Genomic DNA, 20,860 nt, shown 5'->3' on the forward strand with positions numbered 1-20,860 from the left:
AGTACTTCTTCGAAATCTATAAAGAAAGCTTCAAATTTTTTCATATTGTCATTCAAAAACATCATGGTTTCTTGCCATGTATTTTTATTATGAATAGAAACATTTTCTCTTATAATATATATTCTTGATATTTCTGTTTGATTTTCTAGATAAGTATATTCTTGAAAAATAATATCTTCAATATAATTTTCTTTTAAAACAGATTTTAAGGAAATTAACTTCTCCCAAAGTTCAATACGCTTTTCTAGATCTTTACTCTCTATATCCATTGATACCATTGCTCTAGAAGTATCAAAATGAAACTTTAAAGAGAAATCTTTAATCTTTGTATCGTATAATATCCATTTTGTAGGATATGATTTTCCAAACGATATCCAGAAATTTTGACGTAATTTTTTAGATTCTTCTTTACTAAACATTTATAAAAAATAAGCAATTATAATACCAAGTGTAATAACTAATAATTTTCCTAAATTAAATTTGTGACCTTCTGAGCTTTCAAATAAAATTACTGTTGAAATATGAAGAAATACACCTATAGCAATAGCGGTAAGTTCAAGTGAATAATTAGAAATAAGTTCAATGTTTGAAGATAAGTAAGTACCTAAAGGTGTCATTATAGAAAACAAAATAATGAAGAATAATGCGTTTATGATTTTTATTTTAGAACCTAATAAGAAAATACTTAAGATTATTGCAATAGGTATTTTATGAATTAAAATTCCATATAATATAGTATGATCGTAATTAGCAGGTACACCTTCTAAAAGTGAATGTATAGATAAACTTATAAATAAAAGCCAAGGAAATTGTTTTTTTTCGCTATTTAAATGAACATGACCATGTTCTGCTCCTTTTGAAAAAAATTCTAAAAAGATTTGCAATAAAATTCCTAACATTACAAATACTCCAATCCTTTTTGGATTGGTGTTGATGTAAATTTTTGGAAATAATTCGAAAATAGTTAAAGACAGTAGAAAAGCGCCACTAAAAGCAAGTAATAATTTAAAACCTTCTTTATTTTTTGGTTTTACAAAATATACAAATGCGAAACTGAGTAATACAGCTAGTATGGGTAATAAATAGGACATGTATTGTTATTAGGTTTATTTGAAATAGTAACCTTTAAGGGGTAAAATTAATGTATTTTTGCGGTATTGTTTTAGATACTTATGGATAATAATTTTAAAATGGTTGCCAAAACCTTATTTGGTTTTGAAGAAATTTTAGCTAAGGAACTTAGAAAGCTTGGAGCGATGAACATTCAAGAGGGTGTAAGAAGCGTTAGTTTTGAAGGTGATACTGGTTTTATGTATAAAGCTAATCTATGTTTAAGGACTGCTATTAAGGTGTTAAAGCCTATTCATTCTTTCAATGTAGTTAGTGAAGAAGATTTATACAAAAAAATATATGCTTTTGATTGGTTCGAATACTTATCGGCAGATACTACTTTTGCAATAGATACCACTTTAAATTCTGATAATTTTTCTCATTCACTTTATGTATCACAAAAAGTGAAAGATGCTATTGTTGATAAATTTAGAGATACAGATGGAGAAAGACCTAGTGTTGATATTAAATTTCCGGATATTAGAATTAATATTCATATTCAAAAAGACCATTGTAATGTTGCGTTAGATACCTCTGGTAAATCTTTACATCAAAGAGGTTATAAAACAGCTACTAACATAGCACCAATAAATGAAGTTTTAGCAGCAGGTTTATTGTTGTTGAGCGGGTGGGATGGACAATCTGATTTTCTTGATCCTATGTGTGGTAGTGGAACGATATTAACTGAAGCAGCTATGATTGCTTGTAACATACCACCTAACTTAAATAGAAAGGAATTTGCCTTTGAAAAATGGCCTGATTTCGATCAAGATTTATTCGAAAAAATTATAGAAGTCTCATTAAATAAAACGAGAGAGTTTCATTTCAAAATTGCAGGCTATGATAAAGCGCCATCTGCAATACAAAAAGCAAAAGATAATATTGAAAATGCTAATTTGTCAGAATATATACAAGTTGGTCAATACAATTTTTTTGAAACTGAAAAAACAGTAGATTCACATTTACATATTTTATTTAATCCACCTTATGGTGAGCGATTAGATATAGAAATGGAGGGCTTCTATAAAGAGATTGGAGATACTTTAAAACAACATTATCCAGGAACAGATGCTTGGTTGATTACGTCTAATTTAGAGGCATTAAAACACGTAGGTTTAAGGCCGTCTAGAAAAATAAAAGTATTTAATGCTCACTTAGAATCTAGACTTGTGAAATACGTAATGTATGAAGGAAGTAAAAAAGCTAAATTTAATAAGGATAATTATTAATTATGTCTTTAAAAAATAAAGCACTCATATTTAATTTCTTAGGTTTTGCCATTTTATACATTTTAATGAAATGGCTTGTTATGAGTTTTGTTGAACTAAATTCTATTGTAGAATCAATAATATCGGCGATTGTAGCAACCATTTTAGCTCCTAAGTTTGCAGAAGTAAAAATTAATGGAACCTTTAAATTAGTTTTAAAGTGGATTTTTATTAAAGGGTTTAAAGAACTTTAATTTGTAGGTTTTTCTTCTTCAGAAACTTTCTTTTTCTTAAGTTCTTTTTTCTTTTTATATAATGGTATTAAATAGCTAATAGAATAGTTATAACTAGCACCAAAATTACTGTTATCTGTAACTTTATTAAAACCAGGAATCCATAAATTCTTAAAACGTTCGTCTTCTTTATTAGTAATTAATAGACCAATACGAACACTAGCTCCTAAATATAAATTTTTAAACAATTCAACTTTTGTTCCTATAACGGCTTCTAACCAAGAGGCATTCAAAGATCCAAATTCTTCAGAAACATCTGATCCAAAAGCAAAATCAGCATCTTCAAAATATCTTTCTGTACTGAATATTTGATAGTTGTTTAAGGTTTGACTAAATGAGCTAACCGCATACCGACCACCAATGTGTATTATATTGCTCATACCAAACCAGTTCTCGTATGTATTAAAATCTACACCAAATTTTAAGTAGCTTCCTGATACGGTAAAATTATACAAATCTTCTTGCTTAGTAAATTCTTCATTTCCTAATTCAGCGGCTAAATATAGATTTCTTTTAAGTCTGTAATCGCCAACAAGTTCTAAGCCTTTATAATTTTCATCAAGAGTAGATAGAATTATTTTACTTAAATCTAGACCAACACGAATACCATACTTATCTGTTTTAGTAATGGTATCTTTTGGTTGTAGATCTATAGGTTTACTTTGTGACCAAACCAAAGAAATAAATAAAAATAAAAATAAATTAATGATATATTTTAACATGAGTAGTTGTTTGGTTTTCAATTACAGCATTTGCTATTTCAACTTCTTTAATCCAGTTTAATTCATCAATAGTTAATTCTGCTGATAAATTTTCGTAATTAACAATAAACCCGCAAGCTCTTGATATAAAAAGATCGTTTGTAGTATAATTAAAGGTTATAATATCTACATTGTCGTTAGCTTCATCTGTAGTAGTATTGGTAGAAAAACTATAAACAGTTGTTAATTCTTCAATCCGTAACGGTATATTTAAAGAGTCAGTAGCTGTATTTGTTATAATATCTCCAAAAGTGTCGTCATCTAATAATGCTGTTACTATTAAATTTGAAGGATCTTTTCTAGTCTCCTTATCTTCAAAATCATAAAACTCTACAACCATTAAGGGGGTAGTGCCATCTACGCAAATATCATCCTTCTCACAGCTGTTTAAAAATATAGCTGTGAGGGTTATTACAGTAACCAGACTTAAGTATTTAAATAACTTCATATAATTGTATACTTATCGTTTTTCTAAAAGTACAACATTTTCAACATGGTGTGTTTGTGGAAACATGTCTACAGCTTGTGTTTTTGTAATAGTATAGAGGTCTTTCATCATTTCTAAATCACGAGCTTGCGTTGCACTATTACAACTTACATAAACTATTTTTTGAGGTGCAATATTTAAAATTTGCTGAACAACATCTTTGTGCATCCCATCTCTAGGAGGGTCTGTTATAATAATATCAGGCACTCCGTTTTCAGTAATAAACTCTGGATTGAAAATATTTTTCATATCACCAGCAAAAAAAGAAGTATTGTCTATATTGTTTAATATAGCATTAGCTTTTGCATCTTCAATAGCCTCAGGAACAGCTTCTATACCAACTACTTTCTTAGCTTTTTTTGAAACAAACTGAGCGATTGTTCCTGTGCCAGTATATAAATCGTAAACCAGTTCTTCACCTGTTAGGCCTGCAAAATCACGAGTAATTTTATATAACTCATATGCTTGATCAGAGTTTGTCTGATAAAATGATTTAGCATTAATTTTAAACTTAAGGCCTTCCATTTCTTCAAAAATATGGTCTCGGCCTTTAAAACAAACTATAGTTTGATCGTAGATAGTATCATTTTGTTTTTCATTTACAACATAAAGGAGAGCTGTAATTTCAGGAAATTTTTCAGATAAATGATTCAAAAGCAATTCTCTTTTTGTTTTATCATTTTCAAAAAACTGTACAAGAACCATAATCTCTCCTATAGATGAAGTTCTAATCATCATGGTACGTAAAAGACCAAATTGATTTCTTGGGTTAAAAAACGATAATTCATTAGCAAGAGCAAATTCTTTAGTAGCTAATCGAATAGCATTAGAAGGGTCTTTTTGTAAATGACATTTTTTTATGTCTAGTATTTTATCCCACATGCCTGGAATATGAAAACCTAAAGCATTTCTATCCTTTATTTCTTCATTAGAATTTATTTCATTTAATGACAACCAGCGGCTATCAGAAAAAGAAAATTCCATTTTATTTCTATAAAAATACTGTTCTTTAGAACCTAAAATTGGTGTAATTTCTGGAAGCTCTAGATGGCCAATTCGTCTTAAATTATTTTCAACCTCTTTTTGTTTGTAAAAAAGTTGATTATCGTAAGACATATTTTGCCATTTACAACCACCACAAGTGCCAAAATGTTCGCAAACAGGTTCTGTTCTTTTATCAGATAAAGTATGAAAATTAATAGCAACACCTTCAAAATAGGCTTTTCTTTTTTTTGTAGTTTGTACATCTACAATATCGCCAGGTACTGTGTTTGTTAAAAAAATCACGCGACCGTCAGGAGCCTTTCCAATAGTTTTTCCTTTTGCACCAGCATCTACTACGGTTACGTTTTCAAAAACCGTTCTTGTTTTTTTATTTTTTCTACGCATAACGCAAAAATAGAGTGTTTTTATGTAAGTAAACAGAAGTTTAAGAATTTATAAGTGTAAAATTTTATTTTAAGAAATTTAGAATCAGTTTGGCGAAAAACTTTAGTATCGTATTAATATTTACTAATTTGCAGCTTCTAGGGGTGATTTCTTTCCCACGCTGAATTTTCGAGCCTTCGAAAGGATAAAGGTAGAGAAGGAATGGTTATTTTATTCACAATATAAATTTATTAGAATGGCTATTTTAGAAACATTAACTTCTAAAGATGCAATCGCATTAGAAGAAAAACACGGAGCCCACAATTATCATCCACTACCTGTAGTTTTAAGTAAAGGAGAAGGTGTATTTGTTTGGGATGTAGAAGGAAAAAAGTATTACGATTTTTTATCTGCATATTCAGCAGTAAATCAAGGTCATTGTCATCCTAAAATTGTAGGAGCAATGGTAGAACAAGCTCAAACATTAACACTTACATCTAGAGCGTTTTATAATGACGTTTTAGGGGTATATGAAAAGTATGTAACTTCTACTTTTGGTTTTGACAAAGTATTACCAATGAATACAGGTGCAGAGGCAGTAGAGACTGCTTTGAAATTATGTAGAAAATGGGGTTATGAGAAAAAAGGAATTGCAGAAAATGAAGTAGAGATTGTAGTTTGCGAAAATAATTTTCATGGTCGTACAACAACAATTATTTCTTTTTCGAATGATCCGGTTGCGCGCAAAAATTTTGGACCATATACAAATGGTTTTATTAAAATTGAGTACGATAATTTAACAGCTTTAGAAGAAACATTGAAAGATAATTCTAATGTAGCAGGTTTTCTAGTAGAACCAATACAAGGTGAAGCAGGTGTTTATGTGCCTTCAGAAGGATATTTAAAAAAAGCTAAAGATTTATGTAAAAAGTATAATGTACTTTTTATAGCAGATGAAGTTCAGACAGGTATTGCAAGAACGGGAAGATTATTAGCTACTTGTGGTAACTGTTCTTGTGCAGATAAGCACTGTAGTGGTACACCAGAGGTTAAAGCAGATATTTTAATTTTAGGAAAAGCACTTTCTGGAGGAGCTTATCCAGTTTCTGCTGTTTTAGCTAATGATGATATAATGAATGTTATTCAGCCAGGAAACCATGGAAGTACATTTGGTGGTAACCCTGTGGCAGCAAAAGTTGGTATAGCAGCTTTAGATGTTGTTAAAGAAGAAAAATTAGCTCAAAATGCTTTTGATTTAGGGGAGTTGTTTAGAGCAGAATTAAATAAATTTATTCCAACATGTACTGTAGTAAATTCGGTAAGAGGAAAAGGTTTGTTAAACGCTATTTTAATCAATGATACAGAAGATAGCTCAACTGCTTGGGATATTTGTATGGCTCTAAAAGAAAATGGCTTATTAGCAAAACCAACACACGGTAATATTATTCGTTTTGCACCACCATTGGTAATGAACAAAGAGCAATTATTAGCTTGTGTATCAATTATTACGACTACGATAAAAACATTTGAAAAATAAGAGTTGTAAGTAGAAAAAAATAAAAATCCCCAAAGTTTTACTTTGGGGATTTTTTATATAATAATTTTTAACTTTAAAGGTTGCCTTCAGCTATTGCAGCAACTACAACAGCTGCTATTACTCCAAAATAAAGAATAACAAATAGCAAGTATATTGCTGAAATAGCAAGACCAATATATGATAATATTTTTCCAATTTTAGAGTTTTCATATCCTGTATATTGCCCATTACCTTCCATATATATGCGTTTTGCTTTATTTGCATTTGAAATGCCTATAAAACCGAATATACCTCCGAATGGTCCACAGCAAAAAAATGTTAATACTATAGATAGAATTCCGAAAGTTAAGGCATTATTAGAGCCAGGTAAAGATTCTTGATGCATTTTACTGGTTATTAAACTGTTCCATCATAATGTTAAACTGCTCCATGTAAGCATCCCATCCCCCCATTTGAATTATGCTGTATGATGTCCAAAGTAAACTTCCGATAGCTAATACTAAACCGATAATTGCAACTATTTTGGCAGTTTTTAATGCACTAAAGTTTGAGTATTCTTGAGGGTTTTGGTTATATAATTTGGTGTCTTTACTTATTAAAAATAAAGCAATACCAGATAATATAATACCGCCAATACCCATACTAAAACAGCAGCATAAAAAAGACACGATTGAAAGTACTAGGGCAATTGTTACATTAGGTAATTTTTGTTGTTCCATAATTTTAAAGGTTTAGTTGTTATAAAAATTTTAATATATAATTCGTAAGTATTAAGAATACCGTAATTGTGGTTAATATTATAATTATTTTACCAGCATATTTAATAGTGAAAAAACTATCTGCTAATAAAAAAGCAAAAAGTAATAGTAAAGTATATATTGCAGGGTACATTTTAAAAGCAGCAATAAATTCACCATGAAATATTAATGAAATAGCTCTTTGAATACCGCAGCCAGGACAATCTACTCCAAATATTTGTTTGCTAAAACATGGAAGCATATACTCTTCAAGGCGTAAAAAATACACAACTAATTGCATTTTGATAAAAATTCGATTCTTTTCGGAAAAATACTACTAATTTTAACCAATGAAAATAAAACAATTAACTTATTTTGCTCTAATTGCAATTGGTGCATCAATTATGGCCTTTGGTAAGCTTTATATTTTAGAAGAATATGCCTTAGCAATTGGTATTGTGTTTTTAATGTTTGGTATTTATAAGATGAGTACATCTTGGAAAAATACAGAAGAGGATTCAAAAGAAGTATAAAAATGGATTTTGTAAAAGGAGATAGAGTAGAGGCAATGGATGATACTATAACAGGTGTTATTGAAAAAATAGATGGTACTACAATCATGGTTTTGAGTGATGATGGTTTTTTGATTAAATATTTGCCATCAGAACTTATTAAAATTGTAGACGATAGAAATTTAACGGTTACTAATTATGAAGTAGCTAAGATTAAATCTGAAAAAGCTCAAGGAAAGAGAAAAAATACGCCAGTTGTAAAACCAAAAGAAAGAACGGCTCCTAAAATGGAAGTAGATCTTCATATTCATCAATTAGTACCTTCTAAAAGGGGAATGTCAAATTATGACATTTTAAATATACAGTTAGATACAGCAAAAAGACAACTTAACTTTGCGATCAGTAAAAAAATACAAAAAATAGTTTTTATACACGGCGTAGGCGAAGGTGTTTTAAAAGAAGAACTTCGTTACTTATTTGGCAGGTATGATAATGTAAAGCATTATGATGCAGATTACCAGAAATATGGTTTAGGAGCTACTGAAGTTTATATTTTTCAGAATTTTTAACTTGTTGTAATAGTACCAAACTCGTCAATAGTTAAATCCGTAATTCTTTGCCCTTGAGATGTGTCTAAGGTGATATCTATAATTTCTATAGTATGTTCAAAACTACCTTCTGTTGTATCTGATAAAACTGTAGTAATTTTAAGAGTACCTTTTGATGCAACAATTTCATCAATAACAGTTGGTGTAATTGGAGGAATATCATCACAGAAGTAATTACTGGTAGCTGCGTCAGAAAAAATTCGATAAATTAAAGTAGTATCAGTACTGTCAGTAATTTCTACCTCAATTACACCTTCTTCGTTTTTAAGAACATTAGCAGCTAAATCTATTATTAATGCTTGATTATCATTTAATTTAAACAAAGTGTTTTGAGTAGTAATAGATACTGTGTTACATGTTTGTACAGTGACAATACTATTAAAATCTAAAGTTTCTATTTGCAAATCTCCATCATCACAACCAAAAAATAAAGGACAAATTAAAAGTAAAAACAATTTTTTCATTTATAAATTTATTTTTGGTGTCTGATAAATAATAATTTATTTTTAATACTTCTCCAAAGTTACAAGAATTAGGATTGATATTCCTAGAGGTTTATCTTCATTTTATGAAAAATTAACTTTATTTCAATTAATTTTGTGTCTTATTAGATTTCAAATTTCATGCAAAAAATTTATTTAGATAATGCTGCAACTACAAAAGTTAGAGCATCTGTAATTGAAAAGATGCAAATTGCTTTAGCTGAAAGTTATGGTAACCCATCATCTACTCATACATTTGGCAGGTCAGCAAAAACAGCTATTGAAAAAACTAGAAAAATTATAGCAAAACTAATAAATGCTCATCCTTCAGAAATAATTTTCACATCTGGCGGAACAGAGGCAGATAATATGATACTTCGTTGTGCAGTTCGTGATTTAGGGGTGCGTACAATTATTACCTCTAAAATTGAGCATCATGCTGTTTTACACACCGTAGAAGATTTAGAAAAAGAGCATGGTATAAGTATAGAATATGTTGCATTAGATGAATTTGGTAACCCTGATTTAGAAAATTTAGAATTTTTATTGAAAAAAGATGATTCTAAAAAATTAGTAAGTTTAATGCATATTAATAATGAAATAGGAAATGTTTTAGATATTGATGCTGTTTCTCATTTATGTGGCGAAAATGGAGCACTATTTCATTCAGATACAGTACAATCATTAGGTCATTTTGCTTTTGATGTTCAAAAAATAAAGGCTGATTTTTTAACAGCTGCAGCTCATAAGTTTCATGGACCAAAAGGAGTTGGTTTTGCTTATATTAAAAGAAACATAGGTTTAAAAGCATTACTGTCTGGTGGTTCACAAGAGCGTGGTTTTAGAGCTGGTACAGAGCCTTTTCATAATATAATAGGTTTAGAAGAAGCTTTTGTGAAAGCTTATGAAAACTTAGATGAAGAAAGAGCTTATATATTAGACTTGAAATCTTATTTTATCAAAAATTTACAAAAAGCGTTACCAGGAGTCGAGTTTAATGGCCATTCTGGTAATTTAGAAAAAAGCACATACACATTAGTAAATGTCAGATTACCTTTTGATCAAAAGAAATCTCTAATGTTATTATTTCAGTTAGATATAAAAGGTATTGCTTGCTCTAAAGGTAGTGCTTGCCAATCTGGCAGCGATTTAGGATCACACGTATTAACACAAATATTAAATGCTGAAGAGATGAAAAAACCTTCTATTCGATTTTCGTTCTCTAAATACACAACAAAGCAAGAATTGGATTATGTAATTAATGAGCTAAAGATTTTCTCAGAAAATTAATTTAGTTTCCTTTTCTGCTTTTTAAAGATTCTCTATCATAAGGAAATTTTTTAGTAGCTTGTTTCATCATCAATTCAATTAAATCTTGTGTGTTTTTGCCAGATTTTTTATTTATTTTCTTTTCGTAACGCCATAAAAGTTTACTGGTTTCGCCATCACTAATTTTTATTCCGATTCGGCCATAATCAGCATCAACTAAAATATAATCTATAAAACTAAAATCAGAAGCGATACCATCTGATAGCAAAACATTTAAATCAATATTGCCACTAATAATACCATCAACATTTAATATTTTACAAAGTTCTTTTATACTATAGATATCAATATTACCATAGTTGATATCGTTTTGAGCTAAAATAGCATTAGTATTTTTTGTATTTTGAAACTCTACAGAAAATTTCTTTTTCTTTTTTCTTTTTGAAAAATAGATTTCTAAAGCATCTTGTACAGCGTAACCCTCTTTCTGTTCTAATATCTTTTTCTCTTCTTTTGATATAGATTTTTCTAAATCTAAATGTGTAAAAAAAGGAAGTATAGCTAGTACTTTATGATCTTTAGAAAGGTTATCAAACTTTGGGCTCTCGTATATGTTTTTCTGTGAAAAAGTTAAAGTAGCAATTAAAAGAAAGATTGATGTAATTACATTTTTCATTTTTACGTATCTATAGGCGCATGCGAATTCTTAAATTTAGAATACGGCTTGTTAAATAATTAGGCACTGCAAATTGCTGCTTTGTATCAATATCTCTAACCCATGTGTTTGTTATAGAGTTTTGATTGTTGAAGATGTTGAAAATTTCGAAACCTCCAGAAAGTTCTTTAAAACTATTTAGCCAACTATTTTTTAATGCTTTTTTGTTTTCGCCTACAAAAGTATATGAAATTCCTAAATCTGCGCGTTTATAATCTCTTAATCTTGATTGAAAATTGTATGGATCGGCATAATTAGGAGATCCACTTGGTAAACCTGTATTATAAACTAAATTTAAATGCATTTTTACATCAGGTATTGTTGGAATATAATCTTGAAAAAGAATAGCAAATTTCAGTCTTTGATCTGTTGGTCTAGATATAAAACCTCTATTAGAGCTATTTTCTTCAGTTTTTAAATACCCAATGCTTATCCAGGATTCTGTGCCAGGTACAAACGCTCCATTCATTCTAAATTCAGCTCCATAAGCATATGCTTTTGCATCATTATTAGCGACATACCTAATACGCACATCTTCTACGGTATAGGTGTTTACATTTGTTAAGTGTTTATAATATAATTCACTTGTGAGTTTAAATGGACTATCCCACATTTTAAAACTATATTCATTGCTTAATACAGCGTGTATGGCTCTCTGTGCTTTTACATCTGTATTAATAGTACCAAAAGTATTTCTAAACTCTCGATAAAAAGGGGGCTGATGATATATACCTAAAGCTAGTTTAAAAAATAAATCTTTTTTCCAATCTGGTTTAATCGCAAACTGTGCTCTTGGACTTATAACAGGATTTGAATTACCTTTTTCATCAAAATTTGAAGTGGACCAAAATTGACTTCTAACACCAATATTATAATAAATATCGTGTGTATTCCATTGTGTTTGTTTACTGAACTGTACAAATGCAGAAAACCTATCGGTTTTGATATTATTTATAGCATTGCTGCTTTCTAGAGCAGTCAGAGGAATATTCAAAGGTTGTTCGGGCTGGTTATTAGAAAATTCAATGCCAGAAGGCCTAACAAAAAAACCTGTAGAATCTAAAAATTCAGATTCTCTTATTTGATCACGTACATCTTCATGGGTATATTTAAGTCCCCAGTTTATTTGATTAACACCTTTACTAAATTTTCCTTTGTGTTCTAGGTTAAAAATTAAAGCATCTAAAATATTTCTAGCTCTATTAAATTGTGTACCTAGTTTTTTAGTAGTATTATCTTCTCCTAAATTATTTGAAACACTCACTAACTCGTATTGAGAAATTAAATCTGAAGATTCTTCTTCTATAGTGTGATAAATAGAAGGTATAAATTTTAGAGTCACATTTTTATTAAGATTATAAGTAGTTTTTAAAGCTCCAGAAAGAGATTGATATGTATTCTGTTCCTTACCTGCGTAAAATATAGAAAGTGACCTTGGATCATTGAGTGTTCCGAAATTTGTTTTTCTAGTTTTTGGTTCGTTTAAGTAATTGTTAACCGAAGCATTACCTAAAAAATCAATATTTATTTTTTTTGAAAATTGATAACTTTCATAGGTTTGAATATCAAAAAACCTCGGTTTTACATTTGTAATTGTTTCTTGGCTATTTATAAATAAACTATTGTCTCTATAACGAACACCTGTAATTGTGCTTAATTTTTTATTTTTAGAACTAGTTTCTACAGTTACACTAGCGCCAATTAAACTGGCATCAACATTTAAACCAAAAGAGCTTGGTTTTTTATAGGTTATATCTAAAACAGACGAAAGCTTGTCTCCATATTTAGCTTGAAACCCTCCTGAAGAAAAATTAACTTTCTGAGTCATATCGCTATTTATAAAACTTAAACCTTCTTGCTGACCAGAACGTACTAAAAAAGGGCGATAAACTTCAACTTCATTAACATAAACAAGGTTTTCATCATAATTTCCACCTCTTACATTATACTGGGTACTTAATTCGTTATTTGATGATACACTTGGTAATAATTTTAAAATATTCTCTACACCTGCATTTGCTCCAGGTATGTTTCTAATAATATTAGGTTGAATAGTATTAATAGTGTTAGCTATTTTAGAGCCATTAGCTGTTATTGTAATTTCGCCAATTTGAGTAACTTTTGATTTTAAAACAGGATTAAACTCAAAACTCTCGTTAGTAGATAGTGTAAGTTTTTTTAATATAATGTTTTCATGTCCTAAATGAGAAAAAGTTACTGTAATTTCTTGATCGGCAGCAACTTCTAAAAAATAAAAACCATTACTGTCAGAAATACTGCCGGTTGTTGCGGTACTAATATTTGTGTTAGGTACAGGTAGGTTTTCTTCATCTAAAATAACCCCAGTAATAATAGCATTTTGAGCGGCTAGTATCGTTGGGAAAAATAATAGAATAAATAATTTAAAAAACTTCAACATTTATTTTCTAAAGAAAGTACTCTTAAAGGTAGTACTATTACCAACATTATCGGTAACAATAAGTTCTAGATTACATTCTTTTTCATTTAAAATATTAGAGTCAAAATTATAGGTAAGTGTATTTTTTTTAGATTCATACTCCATTAAAATCCATTTTCCATTTAAGGTTGCAGAGTAGGTATCTATACCACTTAAGTCATCTGTAATTTCTACACTAAGGTAATTGTAGTTACTCAACCATTGCTTCTCTTTAAAGTTCTTAGCACGCACTTTAGGAGCAATTGTATCTTTAGCAAGTGTAAAAGTACCTAGGTATCTAGTTCGTGTAGAAAATGTTGTTCCTCTTCTGTAAGTTGATTCGTAGCTAGGTTCTAATCGGCTATTTAATCGTGCAATAAATAATTTTTTAAGATCCTCTTTTGGGTATTTAGATACATCAAATGATATGGTAAAGTTTTTATGAGCAGGTGTAGAGCTATCATGTATTTTAACAGTGTCAGCACCTTTTTCTAAATCGATATAAAAATCGTTGTAAAAGATATTGGCAGGAAAATAAACTTGAGCTATTCCTAAATCATATGTATTTGGTTTTTTAGCAACTAAATAATTATCTGTCTTTTTATCTTTTTTATCAATTTTTAAAACTTCTTTTTTCCCTTCAACAGGTATTATAACTTTAGTTGTGTTACCATGAAAATCTTTTAGAAGTAACTCTACCGAGTAACTTAAGCCTTCAGTTACATCAATTTTACCGTCGTTATATAATTCTTTGTAGATACTTAATTTGTTGCTAGGGTCTTTATACAGTTTTTGAATTCTTTGACGAAATCTCGCATAATGGCTATAATCTATTAATGTATTGATATATCTAGATTCGCCGAAAGAAAAACTCTCAAGGTCATAATTGGTATATGTTTTTCCATTTACAATTTGTTCAACTTTATATAAGCCATTTTTGTTAGCGGCCATATCTTGTCTGTCATAAGAGTTTACTCCAAAGCCAATAGTTCCGGTAGCATATACTTTATCCGCTAAAAAAGTACCATCACTTTGTTTTGTAAAATTAAGCGCTACTTTTTGGTTGCTTTGGTTTACAATACTATTATCTGTTAATGGATAAGTATATAAATTAAGTAAAATAGGATCTAGAGCGTCTCTAACTTCTAAACCATATAATAGCGGATTTGTTGGTTTTTCGGTAACGCTACTACGTATTTCAAAATGTAAATGAGGCCCGCCAGAACCACCAGTATTACCAGTGTATGCAATTACTTGACCTTTTTCTACTTTTAGCTCGCCAAAATCAGGAAAAACCTCTATTTCGTACGCTTTTTTGTTATACTGTATCTTTTTTACATATTCTTCTATCTCAGGTCCAAATTTTTGCAAATGACCGTAAACAGAAGTGTGTCCGCTAGGGTGAGCAATGTACAAAACTTTACCATAACCATATAAAGAAACTTTTATTCTGGTAATTGTACCATCGGCAATAGCGTACGTTTTTAAACCTTCACGTTGTTGTGTTTTAATATCTACACCTGAATGAAAGTGATTACTTCTTAACTCACCAAAGGTGCCAGATAACACAAGGGGTATATCTAAAGGAGATCTAAAAATTTCTTTTGAGTATTTTTCTTGAGCTGTAATTGTTAAAGAAAATAACAATAGGAAACCAAATATGGCTTTTTTCATAATAAAACGTACTTATACTGCGAAAGTAATTAATACAAATTAAAATTTAAAAACAATCGAGTGTAAATAAAATAAGAATTGAATACCAATTTTGGCTTTAATGAATTTTAAAAAAAAAGAATATTTAAAAAAGAATTGGGAAGTCTTAATATCTGTGTTAACTTTGTGTAAAATGCATTGATGTTTGCATATGAGTGAATTAGTAGAAATAGTAGATTCTTTAGAAAACAAAATAAGCAAGCTGTTACACAAAGTAGAGCTGTTACAGCAGGCTAATACTAGGTTAGAAGAAGAGCTTACGGTTGTTAAGAGTGATCATGGCAATACTAGAGATTCGCTTGTTGGTTGGGAAGAAAAATATAATTCTTTGAAACTAGCAAATTCGATGCTGGGTAGTAATACGAACAAAACAGAAGCTAAGCTTAAAATAAATACATTAATCAGAGAGTTGGATTATTGCATAACGCAACTATCTGAATAATACATTTACAATACAATGTCTGAAAAACTCAAAATAAAGCTTTCTATCGCAGATAGGGTATATCCGTTAACGATAGATCCAAGCCAAGAAGAGGGTTTACGTAAAGCTGCTAAAAATATTGAGCAGTTAGCTAAAAATTTTGAACAGAATTATGCAGTAAGAGATAAGCAAGATGTACTGGCTATGTGTGCCTTACAATTTGCTTCGAAGATAGAACAACATAGTATTGAACAATTAGAAGATACAACAGAGGTAACCGCTAGATTAAAAGCGTTAGACGAACTAGTATCAGATAAACTTAGTGTAAAATAAGTTCTTTAAAATAGATTAAATTACTACCCACATTGGTGATTATTTTTGACAAACTCAACGTTAAATTGTTTAAAAAGGGTGAGTTTAGGTTGTAAAAGCAGGCCTTGTATTCTAATAGGATCCTTGAGCAATCTGTTAGCCCTAAACTTGTTATTTTGGAGTTTGTACAAAACTTCGATCCAATGTGGGTTTTTTTATATAAATAGGTTAAAATTATGAATGATACAGCAGTACTTATAATAGCAGTAATAGTCGGTTTAGCAATTGGTTTTGCGATTGCAAAATTTATGGAAAAAGGAAGAGCTTCCAGAACAATTGCAAATGCAAAGAAAGAGGCAGACAGTATAGTTAAAGATGCTAAAGTAGAAGGAGAAAATATAAAGAAAGATAAAATATTTCAAGCTAAAGAAAAGTTTTTAGAATTAAAGGCAGAGCATGAAAAGGTTATTATTTCAAAAGATAAGAAAATTGCTGATTCAGAAAAACGAGCAAGAGATAAAGAATCACAAGTAGGTAGTGAGTTAGCTAAAAATAAAAAACTTAACGATCAGCTTGAAGATAAAATAAAAGATGTTGATTATAAAGGTGAATATTTTGATAAAAAACAATCAGAATTAGATAAGTTACATAAAAATCAAGTACAACAGTTAGAACTTATTTCAGGGTTATCTGCTGATGATGCTAAAGGACAATTGTTAGAATCTTTAAAAGAAACGGCAAAGTCAGATGCCATGTCGTACATGCAAACGACAATGGAAGAAGCTAAATTAACGGCAGAACAAGAAGCTAAGAAAATCATTATAAATACAATACAACGTATTGGTACTGAAGAGGCTGTTGAGAACTGTGTGTCAGTATTTAACTTAGAGTCTGATGATGTTAAAGGTAGAATTATTGGTAGAGAGGGGCGTAACATTAGAGCCTTAGAAGCTGCAACTGGGGTAGAGATTGTTGTGGATGATACTCCTGAGGCAATTATTCTTTCTTGTTTTGATTCTGTTCGTAGAGAAGTTGCTCGTTTGTCATTACATAAATTGGTTACTGATGGTCGAATTCACCCTGCTCGTATAGAAGAGATTGTAAAGAAGACAGAAAAGCAAATAGAACAAGAAATAGTAGAAATAGGAAAACGTACTGTTATTGATTTAGGTATACACGGTTTACACCCTGAACTTATTAGAGCAGTAGGTCGAATGAAATACAGATCATCATACGGTCAAAACCTTTTACAACACTCTAGAGAAGTTGCAAAACTTTGTGGTGTTATGGCTGCAGAACTTGGTTTAAATACTAAAATGGCTAAAAGAGCAGGTTTGTTGCATGATATAGGTAAGGTACCAAATACAGAAGCAGAGATGGAAACACCACATGCTATATTAGGTATGCAATGGGCTGAAAAATATGGTGAGAAACCAGATGTTTGTAATGCTATTGGAGCTCACCATGATGAGATTGAAATGAAAAACTTAATAGCACCAATCGTTCAGGTTTGTGATGCTATTAGCGGAGCAAGACCAGGAGCTAGAAGACAAGTATTAGATTCATATATACAAAGATTAAAAGATTTAGAAGAAATAGCTTTTGGTTTTGGAGGTGTGCAAAAAGCATATGCAATCCAAGCAGGTAGAGAATTACGTGTAATTGTTGAAAGCGAAAAAGTAACAGATGATAAAGCTGCTGAACTTTCATTTGAAATTTCTCAAAAAATACAGACTGATATGACATATCCAGGTCAAGTAAAGGTTACTGTTATTAGAGAAACAAGAGCGGTAAATGTTGCTAAATAAATAAACTTTAAAATAAAAAAAAGGGACTCATTTTGAGTCCCTTTTTTTTATTTTAAATTTAAGTTAAGATTCTTTATGTAGCTGTAATCTTCATATTACAAGTGTATTACCTTCAATATTTAACTTTATTTTTTGATTTTTAGTTTCTTCGAATTGTATATTTAGAGAGACTAAAAACCATCATTAAAATGAGAACACAAAAATTACTAAAACTTCCTATTATGGCAGCCGCGTTGGTTGCATTTAGCTTTACGTCTTGTAAAACTACTGATGAAGAAGTGGCTCCGGAAAGTACATCATTATCAGTTGATTTTGAGAAGTATGAGCTGGAAAATGGACTTGATGTTATTTTGCATCAAGATAAAAGCGATCCAATTGTATCTGTAGCAATACAGTATAATGTAGGGTCTAATAGAGAAAAAACAGGAAGAACAGGCTTTGCGCATTTGTTTGAGCATATGTTATTTCAAGAATCAGAAAATGTTCCGCAAGATCAATTTTTCAAGAAAATTCAAGATGTAGGTGGAACGCTAAATGGTGGTACTTGGAAAGATGGAACTATTTATTATGAAGTAGTACCTAAAAATGCGATGGAAACTGTTTTGTGGCTAGAGAGCGATAGAATGGGATTTTTAATTAATACCATAACAGAGTCAGCATTTAATAACCAACAAGAAGTTGTTCAGAATGAGAAAAGACAACGTGTAGATAACAATCCTTATGGTCATGAAGGTTGGGTTTTAGATAAAAATATTTATCCAGAAGGTCATCCTTATAATTGGCAAGTAATAGGTGAGTTAGAAGATTTACAGAATGCTACTGTTGCTGATGTAAAAGAATTTTACGATAAATATTATGGACCAAATAACGCAACATTGGTATTAGCTGGTGATTTTGAAATTGCAGATGCTAAAACATTGGTAGAAAAATATTTCGGAGAAATAAAGAGAAGGCAAGAAGTAGAGCCTTTAAAACCACAACCTGTTACTATTTCAGAAACAGTTCGTCTGTTTCATGAAGATAATTTTGCTAACACGGCTCAATTAAATATGGTTTGGCCTACCACGTATCAGTATACAGAAGATGCGTATGCGTTAGATTTTCTATCAGAACTTTTATCAAGTGGTAAAAAAGCACCGATGTACAAGGTTTTGGAAAAAGAAAAACAACTTACATCTAGGTCATATGCTTATAATAATTCTCAAGTTTTAGCAGGAGAATTTCATGTAACAGTAACTGCAAATAGTGGTAAAAGTTTGAATGATATAGAAAAAGGTATGTTTGAAGCTTTTACACTTTTTGAAAAAGAAGGAGTAACAGATAGAGATGTTGAGAGAATTAAAGCAGGATTAGAGACTGGTTTTTATAATGGAATTAGTAGTGTTTTAGGTAAGTCGTTTCAATTAGCGCGTTACAATACTTTTACGGGTGATCCTGGTTTTATAGAAAAAGATATTGAAAATATTAAAAAGGTAACTAAGGAAGATGTTATACGTGTGTATAATACATACATAAAAGATAAGCCCTATGTAATTACTAGTTTTGTGCCTAAAGGACAAATGGATCTAGTTGCAGAAAACTCTATTAAGGCACCTGTTGTTGAAGAAGAAATTAAAGAAAATGTAGCAAAAGTAATTGAAGAGTCTCAAGAAGAAATAGTAAAAACACCTTCTAAAATAGACCGTTCTAAAGAGCCTGAGCAAGGTGAGTCACCTAGTTTAAATGTGCCAGCGAGTTGGACGTCAGAATTGACTAATGGTATGAAGGTATATGGAATTGAGCAAAATGAAATTCCGACGGTAAACTTTAGTATTCGTATTGATGGAGGGCACCTTTTGGATGACATGAGTAAAAATGGTGTTGCTAATTTGATGACTGATATATTAATGGAGGGAACTAAAAATAAAACTTCAGAACAGTTAGAAGAAGAAATAGAAATGTTAGGAGCAAACATTAATATGTACACGACTAACGAGGCAATTGTTATAAGGGGAAATACACTTGTGCGTAATTTTGATAAAACTATAGCCTTAGTAAGGGAAATATTATTAGAGCCTCGTTGGGATGAAGAAGAATTTGCTTTAATAAAAACAAGTACTATAAATGGAATAAAGCGTTCCGATGCTGATCCCAATGCGGTTGCAAATAGAGTTTATAATAAACTTTTGTATGGAGAAGAACATATTTTTAGCTATCCTACAAGTGGTACTGTTGCTTCGGTAGAAGCAATTACTATTGATGATTTAAAAGCTTTTTATAATAAAAATTTTTCACCATCAATTAGTTCTGTTCATGTAGTAGGTAAAATAAATAAAGGTGCTGTTTTAGAAACCTTAAAAGGTTTAGAAAATGATTGGGCAGCAAAAGAAGTTACTATTCCTGAATATTCAATTGTTAATAATAGAGATAAATCTTCATTATATTTTGTTGATATACCAGATGCAAAACAATCAGTTATTAGTATTGGAAATATTGGTTTAACAAGGAACGATAAAGATTTTTTCCCTGCCGAGGTAATGAATTACAAACTAGGAGGTTCTTTTTCTGGTAATGTAAATTTAATTTTAAGAGAAGAAAAAGGGTATACTTACGGAGCTCGTTCTAGTTTTAGTGGAAGTAAAATACCAGGTACTTTTACAGCATCTTCAAGTGTTAGAACAAACACAACAGGAGAATCTGTTTCTATCTTTAAAGAGGAGATTGAGAAATATAAAGAAGGTATATCTGAAGAAGATTTATTGTTTACTAAAAACGCATTGATTAAATCTAATGCTCGTCGTTTTGAAACACAAGGTTCTTTATTGGGAATGTTACAAGAAATGAGTGAGTATGGTTTAGATGCTAACTATATTGAAAAAGAAGAAGAAGTAATTAAAAATATGACATTAGAAGAGCATAAGGCACTTGCAAATAGGTTGTTAGATGAGTCTAAAATGGCATATTTAATAGTTGGTGATGCAGCAACACAATTTGCTCAATTTAAGCTTATGGGCTTTGATGAGGTTTTGTTAATCACTAAGGACGGAGAAGAGTCTAAAATGGATAATAGAAAAGATATTAGATAACAAAACTTATTATAAAA

The 20,860-nt window shown here is 30.3% G+C and carries 22 protein-coding genes and 1 other RNA gene (1 of these 23 only partly in view); 11 read left to right on the forward strand and 12 right to left on the reverse strand.

The window, feature by feature from the left end:
- Window positions 1-419, reverse strand: the 5' portion of a protein-coding gene (locus tag H0I23_RS02425) for a DUF4268 domain-containing protein (RefSeq protein WP_216784882.1). It extends 10 nt beyond the left edge of the window; the window shows 419 of its 429 coding nt (coding positions 1-419); its start codon is at window positions 417-419; its stop codon lies beyond the left edge, outside the window.
- Window positions 420-1,091 carry a ZIP family metal transporter gene (locus tag H0I23_RS02430; RefSeq protein ID WP_216784883.1) on the reverse strand — a complete coding sequence of 224 codons (672 nt, stop codon included), beginning with the start codon at window positions 1,089-1,091 and terminating at the stop codon, window positions 420-422. It abuts the gene before it with no gap.
- Window positions 1,092-1,172: 81 nt separating this feature from the next.
- Here H0I23_RS02430 and H0I23_RS02435 point away from each other — a divergent pair, with 81 nt between their 5' ends.
- Together H0I23_RS02435 and H0I23_RS02440 are read left to right on the forward strand one after the other, a co-directional pair.
- A complete protein-coding gene (locus tag H0I23_RS02435) occupies window positions 1,173-2,339 on the forward strand; it encodes a class I SAM-dependent RNA methyltransferase (protein WP_216784884.1) in 1,167 nt (388 codons plus the stop codon).
- A gap of 2 nt (window positions 2,340-2,341) precedes the next feature.
- On the forward strand, window positions 2,342-2,572 hold the full coding sequence (locus tag H0I23_RS02440; protein ID WP_216784885.1) for a hypothetical protein: 231 nt from the start codon (window positions 2,342-2,344) through the stop codon (window positions 2,570-2,572).
- On the opposite strand, the gene H0I23_RS02445 is transcribed toward H0I23_RS02440, so the two are convergent.
- From H0I23_RS02445 to rlmD, 3 genes are read right to left on the reverse strand one after another with little or no spacing between them, the layout of a single operon-like run.
- Window positions 2,569-3,333 (reverse strand): DUF6048 family protein, encoded by a 765-nt coding sequence (locus tag H0I23_RS02445; RefSeq protein ID WP_216784886.1) that lies wholly within the window; start codon window positions 3,331-3,333, stop codon window positions 2,569-2,571. The genes H0I23_RS02440 and H0I23_RS02445 overlap by 4 nt on opposite strands.
- Window positions 3,314-3,820 carry a DUF6452 family protein gene (locus H0I23_RS02450; protein ID WP_216784887.1) on the reverse strand — a complete coding sequence of 169 codons (507 nt, stop codon included), beginning with the start codon at window positions 3,818-3,820 and terminating at the stop codon, window positions 3,314-3,316. The genes H0I23_RS02445 and H0I23_RS02450 overlap by 20 nt, the downstream gene beginning before the upstream one ends.
- Window positions 3,821-3,832: 12 nt before the next feature.
- The gene (rlmD, locus tag H0I23_RS02455) at window positions 3,833-5,248 is read right to left on the reverse strand and encodes a 23S rRNA (uracil(1939)-C(5))-methyltransferase RlmD (protein ID WP_216784888.1); all 1,416 of its coding nucleotides are present in this window, start codon (window positions 5,246-5,248) and stop codon (window positions 3,833-3,835) included.
- A gap of 235 nt (window positions 5,249-5,483) precedes the next feature.
- On the opposite strand from rlmD, the gene rocD reads away from it, so the two are divergent.
- Window positions 5,484-6,764, forward strand: coding sequence for an ornithine--oxo-acid transaminase (gene rocD / locus H0I23_RS02460; RefSeq protein WP_216784889.1), 1,281 nt, complete (start codon window positions 5,484-5,486; stop codon window positions 6,762-6,764).
- Window positions 6,765-6,837: 73 nt separating this feature from the next.
- Here the strand turns inward: rocD and H0I23_RS02465 are convergent, their stop codons facing one another.
- The 3 genes from H0I23_RS02465 to H0I23_RS02475 are packed head-to-tail and all read right to left on the reverse strand — an operon-like array spanning window position 6,838 to window position 7,802.
- Window positions 6,838-7,149: a CCC motif membrane protein gene (locus H0I23_RS02465; protein ID WP_216784890.1), complete on the reverse strand. Its 312-nt coding sequence runs from the start codon at window positions 7,147-7,149 to the stop codon at window positions 6,838-6,840.
- A 1-nt stretch (window position 7,150) separates the two neighbouring features.
- Window positions 7,151-7,483, reverse strand: a complete 333-nt coding sequence (locus tag H0I23_RS02470; RefSeq protein WP_216784891.1) for a CCC motif membrane protein — start codon at window positions 7,481-7,483, stop codon at window positions 7,151-7,153.
- A 19-nt stretch (window positions 7,484-7,502) separates the two neighbouring features.
- Complete coding sequence (locus H0I23_RS02475; protein ID WP_216784892.1) at window positions 7,503-7,802, reverse strand: DUF2752 domain-containing protein; 300 nt, start codon at window positions 7,800-7,802, stop codon at window positions 7,503-7,505.
- A 49-nt stretch (window positions 7,803-7,851) separates the two neighbouring features.
- Here H0I23_RS02475 and H0I23_RS02480 point away from each other — a divergent pair, with 49 nt between their 5' ends.
- Both H0I23_RS02480 and H0I23_RS02485 read left to right on the forward strand, forming a co-directional pair.
- Window positions 7,852-8,034 carry a hypothetical protein gene (locus H0I23_RS02480; protein ID WP_216784893.1) on the forward strand — a complete coding sequence of 61 codons (183 nt, stop codon included), beginning with the start codon at window positions 7,852-7,854 and terminating at the stop codon, window positions 8,032-8,034.
- Between the two features lie 2 nt (window positions 8,035-8,036).
- Window positions 8,037-8,582, forward strand: a complete 546-nt coding sequence (locus H0I23_RS02485) for a Smr/MutS family protein (RefSeq protein ID WP_216784894.1) — start codon at window positions 8,037-8,039, stop codon at window positions 8,580-8,582.
- Here the strand turns inward: H0I23_RS02485 and H0I23_RS02490 are convergent.
- A complete protein-coding gene (locus H0I23_RS02490; RefSeq protein ID WP_216784895.1) occupies window positions 8,579-9,085 on the reverse strand; it encodes a hypothetical protein in 507 nt (168 codons plus the stop codon). The genes H0I23_RS02485 and H0I23_RS02490 overlap by 4 nt on opposite strands.
- A gap of 159 nt (window positions 9,086-9,244) precedes the next feature.
- On the opposite strand from H0I23_RS02490, the gene H0I23_RS02495 reads away from it, so the two are divergent.
- Window positions 9,245-10,393, forward strand: a complete 1,149-nt coding sequence (locus H0I23_RS02495; protein ID WP_216784896.1) for a cysteine desulfurase family protein — start codon at window positions 9,245-9,247, stop codon at window positions 10,391-10,393.
- Window position 10,394: 1 nt separating this feature from the next.
- On the opposite strand, the gene H0I23_RS02500 is transcribed toward H0I23_RS02495, so the two are convergent.
- The 3 genes from H0I23_RS02500 to H0I23_RS02510 are packed head-to-tail and all read right to left on the reverse strand — an operon-like array spanning window position 10,395 to window position 15,198.
- Window positions 10,395-11,048 (reverse strand): hypothetical protein, encoded by a 654-nt coding sequence (locus tag H0I23_RS02500; RefSeq protein WP_216784897.1) that lies wholly within the window; start codon window positions 11,046-11,048, stop codon window positions 10,395-10,397.
- A gap of 10 nt (window positions 11,049-11,058) precedes the next feature.
- Window positions 11,059-13,506, reverse strand: coding sequence for a TonB-dependent receptor plug domain-containing protein (locus H0I23_RS02505; RefSeq protein WP_254073638.1), 2,448 nt, complete (start codon window positions 13,504-13,506; stop codon window positions 11,059-11,061).
- The gene (locus H0I23_RS02510; RefSeq protein WP_216784898.1) at window positions 13,507-15,198 is read right to left on the reverse strand and encodes a M23 family metallopeptidase; all 1,692 of its coding nucleotides are present in this window, start codon (window positions 15,196-15,198) and stop codon (window positions 13,507-13,509) included. It abuts the gene before it with no gap.
- A gap of 190 nt (window positions 15,199-15,388) precedes the next feature.
- Here H0I23_RS02510 and H0I23_RS02515 point away from each other — a divergent pair, with 190 nt between their 5' ends.
- The 5 genes from H0I23_RS02515 (at window position 15,389) to H0I23_RS02535 (ending at window position 20,843) form a co-directional block, all read left to right on the forward strand.
- Window positions 15,389-15,679, forward strand: coding sequence for a hypothetical protein (locus H0I23_RS02515; RefSeq protein WP_216784899.1), 291 nt, complete (start codon window positions 15,389-15,391; stop codon window positions 15,677-15,679).
- A 15-nt stretch (window positions 15,680-15,694) separates the two neighbouring features.
- The gene (locus H0I23_RS02520) at window positions 15,695-15,991 is read left to right on the forward strand and encodes a cell division protein ZapA (RefSeq protein WP_216784900.1); all 297 of its coding nucleotides are present in this window, start codon (window positions 15,695-15,697) and stop codon (window positions 15,989-15,991) included.
- A 52-nt stretch (window positions 15,992-16,043) separates the two neighbouring features.
- A non-coding RNA gene (gene ssrS / locus H0I23_RS02525) (6S RNA) lies at window positions 16,044-16,155 on the forward strand.
- Between the two features lie 51 nt (window positions 16,156-16,206).
- Window positions 16,207-17,778 (forward strand): ribonuclease Y, encoded by a 1,572-nt coding sequence (rny, locus tag H0I23_RS02530; protein ID WP_216784901.1) that lies wholly within the window; start codon window positions 16,207-16,209, stop codon window positions 17,776-17,778.
- A gap of 188 nt (window positions 17,779-17,966) precedes the next feature.
- Window positions 17,967-20,843 (forward strand): pitrilysin family protein, encoded by a 2,877-nt coding sequence (locus H0I23_RS02535; protein ID WP_216784902.1) that lies wholly within the window; start codon window positions 17,967-17,969, stop codon window positions 20,841-20,843.
- Window positions 20,844-20,860 lie beyond the last annotated feature (17 nt).

This window comes from Cellulophaga sp. HaHaR_3_176, from assembly GCF_019021925.1.
Classification (GTDB): Bacteria; Bacteroidota; Bacteroidia; order Flavobacteriales; family Flavobacteriaceae; genus Cellulophaga.

Coding starts and splice junctions, on each gene's coding strand:
- rocD (WP_216784889.1), top strand. CDS start 5,484: ATGGCTATTTTAGAAACATTAACTTCTAAAGATGCAATCGCATTAGAA.
- H0I23_RS02480 (WP_216784893.1), top strand. CDS start 7,852: ATGAAAATAAAACAATTAACTTATTTTGCTCTAATTGCAATTGGTGCA.
- H0I23_RS02430 (WP_216784883.1), bottom strand. CDS start 1,091: ATGTCCTATTTATTACCCATACTAGCTGTATTACTCAGTTTCGCATTT.
- H0I23_RS02465 (WP_216784890.1), bottom strand. CDS start 7,149: ATGCATCAAGAATCTTTACCTGGCTCTAATAATGCCTTAACTTTCGGA.
- H0I23_RS02485 (WP_216784894.1), top strand. CDS start 8,037: ATGGATTTTGTAAAAGGAGATAGAGTAGAGGCAATGGATGATACTATA.
- H0I23_RS02490 (WP_216784895.1), bottom strand. CDS start 9,085: ATGAAAAAATTGTTTTTACTTTTAATTTGTCCTTTATTTTTTGGTTGT.
- H0I23_RS02515 (WP_216784899.1), top strand. CDS start 15,389: ATGAGTGAATTAGTAGAAATAGTAGATTCTTTAGAAAACAAAATAAGC.
- H0I23_RS02495 (WP_216784896.1), top strand. CDS start 9,245: ATGCAAAAAATTTATTTAGATAATGCTGCAACTACAAAAGTTAGAGCA.
- H0I23_RS02500 (WP_216784897.1), bottom strand. CDS start 11,048: ATGAAAAATGTAATTACATCAATCTTTCTTTTAATTGCTACTTTAACT.
- rny (WP_216784901.1), top strand. CDS start 16,207: ATGAATGATACAGCAGTACTTATAATAGCAGTAATAGTCGGTTTAGCA.
- H0I23_RS02510 (WP_216784898.1), bottom strand. CDS start 15,198: ATGAAAAAAGCCATATTTGGTTTCCTATTGTTATTTTCTTTAACAATT.
- H0I23_RS02445 (WP_216784886.1), bottom strand. CDS start 3,333: ATGTTAAAATATATCATTAATTTATTTTTATTTTTATTTATTTCTTTG.
- H0I23_RS02440 (WP_216784885.1), top strand. CDS start 2,342: ATGTCTTTAAAAAATAAAGCACTCATATTTAATTTCTTAGGTTTTGCC.
- H0I23_RS02505 (WP_254073638.1), bottom strand. CDS start 13,506: ATGTTGAAGTTTTTTAAATTATTTATTCTATTATTTTTCCCAACGATA.
- H0I23_RS02470 (WP_216784891.1), bottom strand. CDS start 7,483: ATGGAACAACAAAAATTACCTAATGTAACAATTGCCCTAGTACTTTCA.
- H0I23_RS02435 (WP_216784884.1), top strand. CDS start 1,173: ATGGATAATAATTTTAAAATGGTTGCCAAAACCTTATTTGGTTTTGAA.
- rlmD (WP_216784888.1), bottom strand. CDS start 5,248: ATGCGTAGAAAAAATAAAAAAACAAGAACGGTTTTTGAAAACGTAACC.
- H0I23_RS02475 (WP_216784892.1), bottom strand. CDS start 7,802: ATGCAATTAGTTGTGTATTTTTTACGCCTTGAAGAGTATATGCTTCCA.
- H0I23_RS02520 (WP_216784900.1), top strand. CDS start 15,695: ATGTCTGAAAAACTCAAAATAAAGCTTTCTATCGCAGATAGGGTATAT.
- H0I23_RS02450 (WP_216784887.1), bottom strand. CDS start 3,820: ATGAAGTTATTTAAATACTTAAGTCTGGTTACTGTAATAACCCTCACA.
- H0I23_RS02535 (WP_216784902.1), top strand. CDS start 17,967: ATGAGAACACAAAAATTACTAAAACTTCCTATTATGGCAGCCGCGTTG.